Genomic DNA, 12,840 nt, shown 5'->3' on the forward strand with positions numbered 1-12,840 from the left:
GCGCGGGGCCTCATGCGAGTCGGGGTGCCATCACTGCGGAGGCTCGTCCTTCGAGTCTCACGTGAAAGTTGATGTTGAGGGCGTCTTTTCCGCGTGGACACGCCGTTTTCTTTTGCGCGTGACGCGGGCCTCCCAGTACGGTGGATCCGAACGCGCGCGAGGCTCGCTTCACGCTGTGCTTGAAGGTGTCCACCCCGGGTGGCCGCCGATCACCGGGGCGATGTGCCTCGCGCTGACCTCTCGAGATCTCGAACAAAGGGAACCAACACCGTGGCTGCACCCCAGAACTACCTGGCCGTCATCAAGGTCGTCGGCATCGGCGGCGGCGGCGTGAACGCCGTGAACCGCATGATCGAGGTGGGGCTCCGCGGCGTGGAGTTCATCGCCATCAACACGGACGCCCAGGCGCTGCTGATGTCGGACGCGGACGTGAAGCTGGACGTGGGCCGCGAGCTCACCCGTGGACTCGGCGCGGGTGCGAACCCCGAGGTCGGCCGCCAGGCCGCCGAGGACCACGCGGAGGAGATCGAGGAGGTCCTGCGGGGCGCGGACATGGTGTTCGTGACCGCGGGCGAGGGCGGCGGCACCGGCACCGGCGGAGCGCCCGTCGTGGCCCGCATCGCGCGCTCGCTCGGCGCCCTGACCATCGGCGTCGTGACCCGTCCGTTCACGTTCGAGGGCCGCCGTCGCGCCGGCTCCGCCGAGGCGGGCATCGACGCCCTGCGGGACGAGGTCGACACCCTCATCGTGATCCCGAACGACCGCCTGCTGTCCATCTCGGACCGCAACGTCTCGGTCATGGACGCCTTCCGTCAGGCGGACCAGGTGCTCCTCTCCGGCGTCCAGGGCATCACCGACCTGATCACCACCCCGGGCCTGATCAACCTCGACTTCGCGGACGTGAAGTCCGTGATGCAGGGCGCGGGCTCCGCGCTCATGGGCATCGGCCACGCGCAGGGCGAGGACCGCGCCGTCAAGGCGGCCGAGCTGGCGATCGCCTCGCCGCTGCTCGAGGCCTCCATCGACGGCGCGTACGGTGTGCTGCTCTCCATCCAGGGCGGCTCCGACCTCGGCCTCTTCGAGATCAACGAGGCCGCGCGACTGGTCCAGGAGGTCGCCCACCCGGAGGCCAACATCATCTTCGGCGCGGTCATCGACGACGCCCTCGGCGACGAGGTGCGCGTGACCGTGATCGCCGCGGGCTTCGACAAGGTGGACGTCACCTCCGCCCCGGCCGCCCCGCAGGCCGCGCAGCAGCAGGCGGCCCCGCAGCGGGCCGCGGCCCCCGCGCCGCAGCCCGTCCCCGCCCAGCCGCAGCCGGCCGCCCCGGCCCAGCCGCAGCAGGCCGAGCGCCCCGCCGTGCGCGGCACCGTGCCGCTGGCCCCGCAGGAGCAGCAGCCGCGCCGCCAGCAGGACCTGCCCACCGTGGTGGAGCCGGACCTCGGCGCCGGGTCCTCGGACCTGGACGTCCCGGACTTCCTCAAGTGACGGCCGCGGAGGGGCCGGCCGGGACCGCACGGGTCCCCGCCGGCCCCTTCGTGCACCGCGAGACCGTCCGCACCGCGACGGGCGCCGTGCACGTCGCCTGGACCTCCGTGGCCGCCGGCAACCTCGCGCTGCACGTGGTCCCGCCGGACGAGGCCGAGGGGCTCGCTCGCGTCAGCGCCGCCCGTCGCGCCCTGGAGCGCGTGATGGGGGTCCCCGAGGGCGCCACGCTCTATCTGGACCAGGTGCACTCGGCCGACGTCGTGTGGGCGGACGGGCCCGGGCGCGGCGGTGCCTCGGCCCCCGTGGCCGACGCCGCCGTGAGCCGCGACGGGTCACGGCCGCTGGCCGTCATGGTGGCCGACTGCCTCCCCGTGGTCGTCGTCGACGAGACGACCGGCGCGACCGCCGTGGCCCACGCCGGGCGGCGCGGGCTGCTGGACGGCGTCCTGGAGGCGACCGTCGATCGGCTGCTCTCCCTGCGGCCGGAGGCCGACCGGACCGGTCCCGGCCTGCGCGCCTGGATCGGCCCCGGCGTGTGCGGCCGCTGCTATGAGGTGCCCGCGGCCATGCGCGACGACGCCGCCGCCTGCCTCCCGGCGACCGCGGCCACCACGTCCTGGGGCACCCCCGCCCTCGACCTGCCCGCCGGCGCCGCGGAGGTCCTCCGTGCCCGCGGGGTGGCCACCGCGACGATCGACGTGTGCACGCGGGAGGACGAGCGCCTGTTCTCACACCGTCGGGCGCCCGGTGAGGGCCGGTTCGCCGGCCTCGTCTGGCGCGCCGACCCCGACGCCACCGTCCCGAGAGGAGACGCATGACCGCCCCCGCCACCGCCGGGCCGACCCCGACGGACCCCCGCGCCCGGGAGATCGCCGACGCGCTCGCCGCGGTGCACGCCCGCATCGCCGACGCCGCGCGGGACGCCGGGCGCGAGGCGGAGCCCGCGCTCGTCGTCGTGACCAAGACCCACCCCGCCGAGGACGTCGTGCGCCTCGCCGCGCTCGGCGTGACCGACGTGGGGGAGAACCGCGACCAGGAGGCCCGGCCCAAGGCCGAGGCCGTCGCCGCGGCTCTGGGGGCGGACGCCCCGCGCTGGCACTTCGTGGGCCAGCTGCAGACCAACAAGGCCAAGTACGTGGTGCGCTACGCGTCCGTGGTGGAGTCGGTGGACCGACCCGAACTGGCCGAGGCGCTCTCGCGGGCGCTCGTGCTGCGGCGCGAGCGCGAGCCCGAGGCCGCGATCCCCGACCTGGAGTGCCTCGTGCAGGTGGATGTCGACGACCGCGCCGACGAGGACCGTCCCGAGGGGATCGGCCCGCGCGGCGGCGCCCGCCCCGAGGACGTCCCCGCCCTCGCGGACGTCATCGCAGGCCTGCCGGGCCTGCGGCTGGGCGGGCTGATGTGCGTGGCACCGCGCGGCCTGGACCCGGAGCACGCGTTCCGCCGCCTTGCCGCACTCGGCGCGCGCCTGCGGCAGACGCATCCGGAGGCCACCGCACTGTCCATGGGGATGAGCGCGGACCTCGAGGCGGCCGTGCGCGCCGGGGCGACACAGGTGCGCATCGGCTCCGACGTTCTGGGGGCCCGGGACGCGGTGGGCTAACGTTGACCCCGCGCGTCCCGGCGGGACGCGACAGGACCGTGCGGACGCACGCGCACCGACGACGAACGACGGCGGCCCCCGGGGCCGGAGGACGTGGTGAAGGAAGACTCATGGCTGGTGCCCTGAAGAAGACGATGATCTACCTCGGCCTGGCCGACGGCGACGAGTACGACGAGCAGCCGCGTGCGGCCGAGCGGGAGACCGCGCCCCGACACGAGGTCGTCGAGGCGCGCCGCCCCGCGGAGCCGGACACCGACCCCCACATGGAGGCCGTCCGCCCGGCTGCGGTCCGCGATCCCGAGCCGGCCGAGCGGCCGGAGCCCGTGACCCCGTCCGGCTCCACCGCGGCCGATCCCGTCGAACCCCGGCGTCCGGCGCGTCCCGAGCCGGTCGACCCGGGCTACCGGGCCCCGGTGACCCCCATCAAGCGAGCCGCAGCGTCGTCTGCCGAAGGAGCCTCCGTGCACACCCTCTCCACCGTCCACCCCCGCTCCTACAACGACGCGAAGGCGATCGGCGAGGCCTTCCGCTCCGGCGTCCCCGTGATCATGAACGTGACCGACCTCGGTGAGAACGAGGCCAAGCGCCTCGTGGACTTCGCGGCCGGCCTCGTCTTCGGCCTGCACGGCTCGATCTCCCGCATCACCAGCAAGGTGTTCCTGCTGACCCCGGCCACCGTGGACGTCGTCGGCGCCGAGCAGGGCGAGTCCGGCGCGGCCGACTCCCCGTTCGACGGCGACTGAGGCGCCCATGCAGCTGCTCCTCGCCCTCGCCTACATCGCCCTGACGGTGGTGCTCGCGGCGCTGACCGTGCGGATCGTCCTGGACGTCACGCAGTCGTTCGTCCGCCACTGGCGCCCCACCGGGGCGGCCCTCATGCTGGCCAGCGGCGTGTACGGGGCCACCGATCCGTTGCTGCGCCCCGTGCGTCGTGCCGTGCCGCCGGTGAACCTGGGCGGCATCGGCCTGGACGTGGCCTTCCTCATCGTGTTCCTCGGCGTCGTCCTGCTGCGGGTCCTGGTGCTGAGCCTGGCCGGCGTGGCCTGACCCGCGGCCCGGGGCGGCTGTCGGCCCCGGTGGTAGTCTTCGCGGCAGGATCGGCGCCGCCCCTCACCGGCGCGCCGACCGCCGACGCGCCGGGCCGCCCGGCCGTCCCCGAGCACCGAGCAGAGAGCGAGACGGTTCCATGGCGCTGTCCTGGGAAGACGTGGTCAACAAGCAGTTCCAGCCCACGAAGTTCCGCGAGGGCTACGACCAGACCGAGGTGGATGACTTCCTCGACGAGATCGTGGCGGAGTTCAAGCGCCTGATCGCCCTCAACGAGCAGCTCGAGTCCGAGAACGCGGAGCTGCGCGCCGGCGGCGCCGCCCCGGCCGCCGGCCCCGCCCCGGCCGCCGGCCCCGCTGCGGACACCCCGGAGGCCGCCGCGACCCCGGCCTCCGCCGAGGAGTCGGCCCCGGCCGCCGCCCCCGAGTCCGCCGACGCGGCCGCGACCTCCGCCGCCGGCGTCCTGGCCATGGCCCAGCGGCTGCATGACGAGCACGTCGCCGCGGGCGAGCAGCGCAGCACCGAGCTCGTCGCCGAGGCCGAGGCCACCGCGGCCCGGCTCGTCAGCGACGCCGAGGAGCAGAAGGCCCGCACCCTCGAGGCCCTGGCCGTGGAGAAGGCCGGCCTGGAGGGCGAGGTCGAACAGCTGCGCAGCTTCGAGACCGACTACCGCAGCCGCCTCACCTCCTACATCGAGGGCCAGCTGCGGGAGATCCGCGCCCAGAAGCGCGTCGAGCCCCCCACGCCCACGGCGTGAGTCGTGCCGTCGACGCCGCGCCGGCCCCGCGATCCCCTCGCGCGGGCCGGCGAGCCGTGCTCACCGCCCTCATCGTGGCGGTGCTGGCCTACGCCCTCGACCAGCTGACCAAGTACGCGGTCGAGAGCACGATGCAGCTGGGGGACTCCGTCGCGGTGATCCCCGGGGTGCTGCGCTGGCACTACATCCTGAACCCGGGCGCGGCCTTCTCCATCGGCGAGGACCACACCTGGGTGTTCACCATCATCCAAGCCGTGGTGGCGGTCGCCGCCCTCGTCGGGATCGCCCGCGTGCGCTCGACGCCGTGGGCCCTGGCGCTGGGCGGGCTCGCCGGCGGCGTGCTCGGCAACCTCACGGACCGGCTGTTCCGGCCCCCGGCGTTCGGGCGCGGCCACGTGGTCGACATGATCTCCGTGCCGCACTTCGCGATCTTCAACGTGGCGGACTCGTTCATCGTCTGCTCCGTCATCGGCGTCGCCCTGCTCGTGATGACCGGCCGCCGCCTGGACGGCACACGGGAGGCGTGAGGACATGGGCATGAGACCGGGACTGACCGAGCGGCTCGAGGTCACCGAGGCCGAGGCGGGCCGGAGGGTCGACGCGGTGCTCGCCGACGCGTTCGGCGTCTCCCGCTCGCTGCTGGCGGACTGGTTCTCCCGGGGCCTGGTGCGGGCCGAGTCGCGCTCCGGCCGCCGGGACCGCGTCCTGGCCAAGTCCGCGAAGGCCGTGGTGGGGGAGACCCTCGCCGTCGACGTCCCCGACGACCCCGACCCCCTGGAAGTGAGGGCAGAGCGCGTGGACGCGCTGAGCATCCTGTACGAGGACGAGGACCTGGTGGCCGTGGACAAGCCCACCGGCGTGGCCGCGCACCCCTCGCCGGGCTGGGTCGGGCCCACCGTGGTGGGCGCCCTGGCCGCCCTCGGCTACGACATCACCACCTCGGGCGCCCCTGAGCGCCAGGGGATCGTGCACCGGCTCGACGTCGGCACCACCGGGGTCATGGTCGTGGCCAAGACCGAGCGCGCCTACACGGCCATGAAGGACCAGTTCCGCGAGCGCGTGCCGGAGAAGGTCTACCACGCCGTGGTCCAGGGCATCCCGGACCCGCTGAGCGGCACCGTGGACGCGCCCATCGGGCGGCATCCCGGCCACCACTGGAAGTTCGCGGTGCTCGAGGACGGCCGGCCGTCCGTGACCCACTACGAGACGCTCGAGGTGTTCGGCCGGGCCACCCTGCTCGAGGTCCACCTGGAGACCGGGCGCACCCACCAGATCCGCGTGCACACCTCGGCGCTGCGCCACCCGTGCGTCGGCGACCTCACGTACGGGGCGGATCCGCGCCTGGCGGCCGAGCTCGGGCTGACCCGCCAGTGGCTGCACGCCCACCGCCTGGCGTTCCCGCACCCGGTCACGGGGGAGCCGGTGACGATCACCTCCCCGTATCCGGACGACCTCGCCCACGCCCTGGCGGCGCTGCGCGGCGACGAGGACTGAGCCTGCACCGTCGATGTGACCCCCGTCCCGGTCCGGCCCCGCCGCCCGGGCACCACGAGTAGGCTGGTGCGGCCCTGCCGTCCTCCCCGTCGAAAGGCCCACCCCGCATGACCGTGTCCGCCGACGCCCGCCCCGACGCCGTGAAGGACGGCGGCTTCGTCCACCTGCACACGCACACCGAGTACTCCATGCTCGACGGCGCCGCGAAGCTGGACGACCTGTTCGCCGAGGCCCAGCGGCTGGGCATGGACTCGCTGGCCATCACGGACCACGGCTACCTCTTCGGCGCCTACGACTTCTGGTCCAAGGCGACGGCGGCGGGCGTCAAGCCGATCATCGGGCTCGAGGCCTACGTGGCCCCCGGGCAGCAGCACCGCACGGACAAGGAGAAGACCCGCTGGGGCGAGCCCCACCAGCGGGGGGACGACGTGTCCGGCGGCGGTGCGTACACGCACATGACGCTGCTGAGCGAGACCACCGAGGGGATGCACAACCTGTTCCGGATGGGCTCGATCGCCTCGCTGGACTCGGTGTACGCCAAGTGGCCGCGGCTGGACCGGGAGCTGCTGAGCCAGTACTCGAAGGGCCTGATCGCCACCACGGGCTGCCCCTCCGGCGAGGTGCAGACGCGCCTGCGCCTGGGCCAGTACCGGGAGGCGATGCAGGCGGCCTCGGACTTCCGGGACATCTTCGGCAAGGACAACTACTACTGCGAGATCATGCACCACGGCCTCGACATCGAGCGCCGGGTGATGACGGACCTGCGCCGGCTCGCCAAGGACCTGGGCCTGCCGTTCGTGGCCACGAACGACCTGCACTACACCCACGAGCACGACGCCAAGGCGCACGAGGCGCTGCTGGCCCTGCAGTCGGGCTCGAAGCTCAACGAGCCCAGCTACGACCAGGGCGGCTCCCGCTTCGCGTTCTCCGGCACCGAGTACTACCTGAAGTCCCCGCGGCAGATGCGCGAGCTCTTCGCGGAGCTGCCCGAGGCCTGCGACAACACGCTGCTCATCGCCGAGCGGTGCGAGGTCGAGTTCGACACGAAGGCCAACTACATGCCGGTCTTCCCCACGCCGGAGGGCGAGGACGAGACCAGCTGGCTCATCAAGGAGGTCGCCTCCGGTCTGGCCTACCGCTACCCGGACGGCGTGCCGGACCACGTGCGCAAGCAGGCGGACTACGAGCTGGACGTCATCATCTCGATGGGCTTCCCCGGGTACTTCCTCGTCGTGGCCGACTTCATCAACTGGGCCAAGGAGAACGGCATCCGGGTGGGCCCGGGCCGCGGCTCGGGCGCCGGATCGATGGTGGCGTACGCGCTGCGCATCACGGACCTGGACCCGCTCAAGCACGGGCTGATCTTCGAGCGGTTCCTCAACCCGGACCGCGTGTCCATGCCCGACTTCGACGTCGACTTCGACGACCGCCGTCGCTCCGAGGTGATCGACTACGTCACCCGCAAGTACGGCGACGAGCGCGTCACCATGATCGTCACGTACGGCACCATCAAGACCAAGCAGGCCCTGAAGGACTCGGCCCGCGTGATGGACCAGCCCTTCTCGATGGGCGAGTCCCTCACCAAGGCGCTGCCGCCGGCGGTGATGGCCAAGGACATCCCGCTCAAGGACATCGAGGACCCCGCGGCCCCGCGCTACGGGGAGGCCGCGCCCTTCCGCGAGCTGATCGCCACGGACCCGGTGGCGAAGGAGGTCTTCGAGACCGCCAAGGGCCTCGAGGGCCTGAAGCGGCAGTGGGGCGTGCACGCGGCCGGCGTGATCATGTCCTCGGTGCCGGTGATCGACGTCATCCCGATCATGCGCCGCCTGCAGGACGGCCAGGTCATCACGCAGTTCGACTACCCGATGGCGGAGTCCCTGGGCCTGATCAAGATGGACTTCCTGGGGCTGCGCAACCTCACGATCATCTCGGACGCGCTCGAGAACGTGAAGGCGAACCAGGGCGTGGACCTGGACCTGGAGACCCTCGACGTGGACGACCCGGCGGCCTACGAGCTGCTGGCCCGCGGTGACACCCTCGGCGTGTTCCAGCTCGACGGCGGGCCCATGCGCTCGCTGCTGAAGATGATGCGCCCGGACAACTTCGAGGACATCTCGGCGACCATCGCCCTGTACCGCCCCGGCCCCATGGGCGCGAACTCGCACACCAACTACGCGCTGCGCAAGAACGGGCAGCAGGAGATCACCCCGATCCACCCGGAGCTGGAGGAGCCGCTGCGGGAGATCCTGGACACCACCTACGGCCTGATCGTGTATCAGGAGCAGGTCATGGCGATCGCCCAGAAGGTGGCGGGCTACTCGCTCGGCCAGGCCGACATCCTGCGCCGTGCGATGGGCAAGAAGAAGAAGTCGGAGCTGGACAAGCAGTACGAGGCGTTCCACCAGGGGATGCTGGACCGCGGCTACTCGGAGGCCGCGGTGAAGGCCCTGTGGGACATCCTGCTGCCCTTCTCGGACTACGCGTTCAACAAGGCGCACTCGGCCGCCTACGGCCTGGTCTCCTACTGGACGGCCTACCTCAAGGCGCACTACCCGGCGGAGTACATGGCCGCGCTGCTCACCTCGGTGGGCGACGACAAGGACAAGCTGGCCATGTACCTCAACGAGTGCCGCCACATGGGCATCACCGTGCTGCCCCCGGACGTGAACGAGTCCCACCTGACCTTCACCCCCGTCGGCCGGGACATCCGCTTCGGCATGGGCGCCGTCCGCAACGTGGGCGCCAACGTGGTCAAGGGCATGGTCCAGGGGCGCGAGGAGAAGGGCTCGTACACGGGCTTCGGCGACTTCCTGGCGAAGGTGCCGCTCGTGGTGTGCAACAAGCGCACCATCGAGTCCATGATCAAGGCCGGCGCCTTCGACTCCCTCGGCTACGCCCGCCGCGCCCTGCTGGCCGTGCACGAGGAGGCCGTGGACGCCACCGTGGCGCAGAAGCGCAAGGAGGACCACGGCGAGTTCACCTTCGACCTGTTCGCGCTCGGCGGCGGCGACGAGGACGACTCCGACGCCGCGGACGGCGTCGCCGTCCCGGACCTGCCGGAGTGGGCCAAGAAGGAGAAGCTCGCGTTCGAGCGCGAGATGCTGGGCCTGTACGTGTCCGACCATCCGCTGCAGGGCCTCGACGGCGTCCTGGCCCAGCACGCCGACGTCCAGATCACCCGCGTCCTCGACGACGACGGGCCCGCCGACGGCGCGATCGTCACCATCGCGGGCCTGATCACCACGCTCGAGCGCCGCATCGCCAAGTCCTCGGGCAACGCGTACGCGCGCTGCGAGATCGAGGACCTCGGCGGCTCGATGGACGTCATGTTCTTCGGCCAGGTGTACGCGCCCATCGCGATGATGCTGGCCGAGGACCTCGTCGTCGCCGTCAAGGGCAGGGTGCAGCGTCGTGACGACGGGTCGGTGTCCCTGTCCGCGATGGAGCTGACCATCCCGGAGCTCTCGGATGGCCCCGGCGGCCCCGTGCGGATCACGCTGCCCGCGTTCAAGGCCACGGAGCAGGTCATGGGCCAGCTGGCGGACGTGCTGCGCACCCACGAGGGCTCCTCGGAGGTGCGGCTGTCCCTGGTGGGCCAGCGTGCCACGCAGGAGTTCCAGCTGGGCCCGCAGTTCCGGGTGAGCCCGAACCCGGCGCTGTTCGGGGACCTCAAGATCCTGCTGGGTCCGGCCTGCCTCGGCTGAGCGGACGTAGCATGGGAGTGCCCCGCCCAGGAGGAGAGAGCTGATGCACTGCCCGTTCTGCCGTCATGAGGACTCGCGCGTGGTGGATTCACGCTCCCTCGACGACGGCTCCGCCATCCGTCGGCGTCGGCAGTGTCAGGCCTGCGGCAAGCGGTTCACCACCATGGAGACCACCGCCCTGACCGTCGTCAAGCGCTCCGGGGTGGCGGAGCCGTTCGACCGCTCCAAGGTGATCAACGGCGTCCGGAAGGCGTGCCAGGGGCGGCCGGTGACGAGCGACGACCTGGCCATGCTCGCCCAGGAGGTCGAGGAGACGGTCCGTGCCACGGGCAACGCCGAGGTGGACGCCCACGACGTCGGCCTGGCCATCCTCGATCCGCTGCGCCGTCTCGACCAGGTGGCCTTCCTGCGCTTCGCCTCCGTCTACCGGGACTTCGAGTCCCTCGACGACTTCGAGGAGGCCATCGCGGAGCTCCGGGCCGGTGACGGGGACGACCGCGGCCGTCCCGCCGTGCAGCCGCGGCTGTTCACCCGCTGACCCGGGCCGATGCGACGGCGCGGCCGGGATCGACGCTGCAGTGGTGCGCACGGCCTCCAGGCGCTACAGTGATCCCCGGGTCGACCTCGGTCGGCCCGGCAAGACTGCCGAGGGCGGTTCCGGAGGGGAAGCCGGAACCGCCCTCGGTGTCTGCGCCCTCAGTTGCCGTCGGCGAGCGAGCCGTGCGCGGCCAGGGCGGCGCCCACGATGCCCGCGTTGTTCTGCAGCTGGGCCGGGACGATCGGGGTGCGCAGGCGCAGCAGCGGCAGGTAGTCGTCCGGCCGCTTGGAGATGCCGCCGCCGACGATGAACAGGTCGGGCGAGAAGATCCGCTCCACGTGGGAGAAGAAGCGCTGCAGTCGCTCGGCGTACTCGGCCCAGCTGAGCTGATCGCGCTCCCGGGCCTTCGCAGAGGCCCGTGACTCGGCCATCACGCCGTCGAGCTCCAGGGAGCCGACCTCGAAGTTCGGGACGAGCATGCCGTCGTGGATCATCGCGCCGCCGATGCCGGTGCCGAGGGTGATCACGTGCACCAGGCCGCGCACGCCCCGCCCGGCCCCGTAGCGGGCCTCCGCGAGGCCGGCCGCGTCGGCGTCGTTGACCACGGTCACGGGGCGGCGCAGGTGCTCCTCGAACGTGCCGCGCAGGTCCGTGCCGATCCACGAGTGGTCGATGTTGTTCGCGGACAGGCACACCCCGTCCTTGACGATCGAGGGGAAGCACACGCCCAGCGGGGCGGAGGGCTTCGGCGCCTTCTCGCGCCCGTCGAGCTCGGCGGTGATGGCCGCCAGGGTCGCCGCCACGGGCTCGGGCATGGCCGTCTGCGGCGTGGGGATGCGGAAGCGGTCCCCGCGCAGGGTGCCCGCCTTCGGCCCCGACCCGAGGCGGACCAGGCCGCCCTTCATGCCGGTCCCCCCGACGTCGATGCCGATCGTCGTGGGGTATTTGGAGGAGCGCTGGGCGGTGCTGGTGTGCGTCGTCACGGCCCCCAGCTTAGTGCCGAGTCACGGCAGCGTGAGAATCTCCGCGCCGTCGTCCGTGACCACGATCGTGTGCTCGAACTGCGCGGTGCGACGGCGATCGCGGGTCACCACGGTCCAGCCGTCGTCCCACTGGTCCCACTCGATCGTGCCGAGGGTGAGCATCGGCTCGATGGTGAACACCATGCCGGGCACGAGCAGGCGGTCGTGGGCCGGGGCCGCGTCGTAGTGGGGGATCACGAGGCCGGAGTGGAAGTCCACGCCCACGCCGTGGCCGATGAAGTCGCGCACCACGCCGTAGCCGAAGCGCTTGGCGTAGGACTCGATGGCGCGGCCGATCACGTTGACCTGACGGCCGGGCTTCACGGCGCGGATGCCGCGGCGCAGGGCCTCCTCGGTGCGCTCGACGAGCAGCCGGGACTCCTCGTCCACGTCGCCGACCAGGTAGGTGCGGTTGTGGTCCCCGTGGACGCCGTCCAGGTACGCGGTGATGTCCAGGTTGACGATGTCCCCGTCCTCCAGGACGGTGCCGTCCGGGATGCCGTGGCAGATGACCTCGTTGATCGAGGTGCAGATGGACCGCGGGAAGCCGCGGTAGCCCAGGCAGGACGGGTAGGCGCCGCGCTCCACGAGGAAGGCGTGCGCGATCCGGTCCAGCTCGTCCGTGGTGACGCCCGGGCGGATGTGGGCGGCGGTGTGCTCCATGGCCTGCGCGGCCAGGCGGCCGGCGGCGCGGATCCGCTCGACGCCGGCGGCGTCGTAGACGTCCGAGGCCTTGCCCTCGTCCGGGGTGGCCTTGCCGACGTACTCGGGGCGCGGGATCGCGGCCGGCACGGGCGGGGCGGGGGACGGGGCCCCGGGCGTCAGCGTGCCGACGGGGGCGAGCGACCCGGGCTCCGGCGCGGTGGGGCCTGCAGGGCGGGGACCGTTGTGGCTGGACGGGGCGACGGGGTTCTGACGCTGGGACATGTCCTCCAGCCTATCGGCCCGGCTACTGTGGCCCCCATGACCGAGACGAGCGAGTTCTGGTACAACGTCAACACCCATCAGGTGGAGGTGGGCGCCCAGTCGGACTGGTCCCAGCTGCTGGGCCCGTTCGGCACCCGTGAGGAGGCCCAGGCCGCGATGGACCGCGTGCGGGCGAACAACGAGACCGCCGACGCCTGGGACGAGCGCGACGACGACTGGGACAGCCGTCCCGTCGACGACGCTTCCTGACCGCGGCGCCG

13 protein-coding genes are annotated in these 12,840 nt (G+C 72.5%); 11 read left to right on the forward strand and 2 right to left on the reverse strand.

Annotated features, from left to right (window positions below):
* Window positions 1–270 precede the first annotated feature (270 nt).
* From ftsZ to nrdR, 10 genes are all read left to right on the forward strand, one after another.
* The gene (gene ftsZ / locus ACUJ8O_RS08500) at window positions 271–1,488 is read left to right on the forward strand and encodes a cell division protein FtsZ (RefSeq protein WP_180949567.1); all 1,218 of its coding nucleotides are present in this window, start codon (window positions 271–273) and stop codon (window positions 1,486–1,488) included.
* A complete protein-coding gene (locus ACUJ8O_RS08505) occupies window positions 1,485–2,306 on the forward strand; it encodes a polyphenol oxidase family protein (RefSeq protein WP_101967605.1) in 822 nt (273 codons plus the stop codon). Before ftsZ ends, ACUJ8O_RS08505 begins: the two co-directional genes overlap by 4 nt.
* Window positions 2,303–3,091: a YggS family pyridoxal phosphate-dependent enzyme gene (locus tag ACUJ8O_RS08510; RefSeq protein WP_036314175.1), complete on the forward strand. Its 789-nt coding sequence runs from the start codon at window positions 2,303–2,305 to the stop codon at window positions 3,089–3,091. The genes ACUJ8O_RS08505 and ACUJ8O_RS08510 overlap by 4 nt, the downstream gene beginning before the upstream one ends.
* A gap of 110 nt (window positions 3,092–3,201) precedes the next feature.
* Entirely contained in the window at window positions 3,202–3,834 is a 633-nt protein-coding gene (sepF, locus tag ACUJ8O_RS08515) for a cell division protein SepF (RefSeq protein WP_036314178.1), read from the forward strand.
* A gap of 7 nt (window positions 3,835–3,841) precedes the next feature.
* Complete coding sequence (locus tag ACUJ8O_RS08520) at window positions 3,842–4,138, forward strand: YggT family protein (RefSeq protein WP_036314180.1); 297 nt, start codon at window positions 3,842–3,844, stop codon at window positions 4,136–4,138.
* A 139-nt stretch (window positions 4,139–4,277) separates the two neighbouring features.
* The gene (locus ACUJ8O_RS08525; RefSeq protein WP_445373311.1) at window positions 4,278–4,895 is read left to right on the forward strand and encodes a DivIVA domain-containing protein; all 618 of its coding nucleotides are present in this window, start codon (window positions 4,278–4,280) and stop codon (window positions 4,893–4,895) included.
* 56 nt (window positions 4,896–4,951) lie between these two features.
* Window positions 4,952–5,422, forward strand: a complete 471-nt coding sequence (gene lspA / locus ACUJ8O_RS08530) for a signal peptidase II (RefSeq protein WP_036314214.1) — start codon at window positions 4,952–4,954, stop codon at window positions 5,420–5,422.
* 4 nt (window positions 5,423–5,426) lie between these two features.
* A complete protein-coding gene (locus ACUJ8O_RS08535) occupies window positions 5,427–6,389 on the forward strand; it encodes an RluA family pseudouridine synthase (protein ID WP_080772536.1) in 963 nt (320 codons plus the stop codon).
* A gap of 107 nt (window positions 6,390–6,496) precedes the next feature.
* Entirely contained in the window at window positions 6,497–10,093 is a 3,597-nt protein-coding gene (dnaE, locus tag ACUJ8O_RS08540) for a DNA polymerase III subunit alpha (protein WP_036314184.1), read from the forward strand.
* Between the two features lie 43 nt (window positions 10,094–10,136).
* Window positions 10,137–10,631 carry a transcriptional regulator NrdR gene (gene nrdR, locus ACUJ8O_RS08545; RefSeq protein WP_002855838.1) on the forward strand — a complete coding sequence of 165 codons (495 nt, stop codon included), beginning with the start codon at window positions 10,137–10,139 and terminating at the stop codon, window positions 10,629–10,631.
* A 158-nt stretch (window positions 10,632–10,789) separates the two neighbouring features.
* Here the strand turns inward: nrdR and ppgK are convergent, their stop codons facing one another.
* Window positions 10,790–11,614: a polyphosphate--glucose phosphotransferase gene (gene ppgK / locus ACUJ8O_RS08550; protein ID WP_044659513.1), complete on the reverse strand. Its 825-nt coding sequence runs from the start codon at window positions 11,612–11,614 to the stop codon at window positions 10,790–10,792.
* 21 nt (window positions 11,615–11,635) lie between these two features.
* The gene (gene map, locus ACUJ8O_RS08555; RefSeq protein WP_036383054.1) at window positions 11,636–12,580 is read right to left on the reverse strand and encodes a type I methionyl aminopeptidase; all 945 of its coding nucleotides are present in this window, start codon (window positions 12,578–12,580) and stop codon (window positions 11,636–11,638) included.
* A gap of 36 nt (window positions 12,581–12,616) precedes the next feature.
* Here map and ACUJ8O_RS08560 point away from each other — a divergent pair, with 36 nt between their 5' ends.
* Window positions 12,617–12,829 (forward strand): SPOR domain-containing protein, encoded by a 213-nt coding sequence (locus tag ACUJ8O_RS08560; RefSeq protein ID WP_036314191.1) that lies wholly within the window; start codon window positions 12,617–12,619, stop codon window positions 12,827–12,829.
* The last annotated feature ends 11 nt before the right edge of the window (window positions 12,830–12,840 follow it).

The sequence above is a fragment of the Micrococcus sp. EWR3.9.1 genome (assembly GCF_052615555.1).

What these genes read in the sequence shown, in the direction of transcription:
- ACUJ8O_RS08560 (WP_036314191.1), top strand. Translation starts at nt 12,617, where the DNA reads ATGACCGAGACGAGCGAGTTCTGGTACAACGTCAACACCCATCAGGTG.
- dnaE (WP_036314184.1), top strand. Translation starts at nt 6,497, where the DNA reads ATGACCGTGTCCGCCGACGCCCGCCCCGACGCCGTGAAGGACGGCGGC.
- ACUJ8O_RS08510 (WP_036314175.1), top strand. Translation starts at nt 2,303, where the DNA reads ATGACCGCCCCCGCCACCGCCGGGCCGACCCCGACGGACCCCCGCGCC.
- sepF (WP_036314178.1), top strand. Translation starts at nt 3,202, where the DNA reads ATGGCTGGTGCCCTGAAGAAGACGATGATCTACCTCGGCCTGGCCGAC.
- nrdR (WP_002855838.1), top strand. Translation starts at nt 10,137, where the DNA reads ATGCACTGCCCGTTCTGCCGTCATGAGGACTCGCGCGTGGTGGATTCA.
- ACUJ8O_RS08520 (WP_036314180.1), top strand. Translation starts at nt 3,842, where the DNA reads ATGCAGCTGCTCCTCGCCCTCGCCTACATCGCCCTGACGGTGGTGCTC.
- map (WP_036383054.1), bottom strand. Translation starts at nt 12,580, where the DNA reads ATGTCCCAGCGTCAGAACCCCGTCGCCCCGTCCAGCCACAACGGTCCC.
- ACUJ8O_RS08525 (WP_445373311.1), top strand. Translation starts at nt 4,278, where the DNA reads ATGGCGCTGTCCTGGGAAGACGTGGTCAACAAGCAGTTCCAGCCCACG.
- ACUJ8O_RS08535 (WP_080772536.1), top strand. Translation starts at nt 5,427, where the DNA reads ATGGGCATGAGACCGGGACTGACCGAGCGGCTCGAGGTCACCGAGGCC.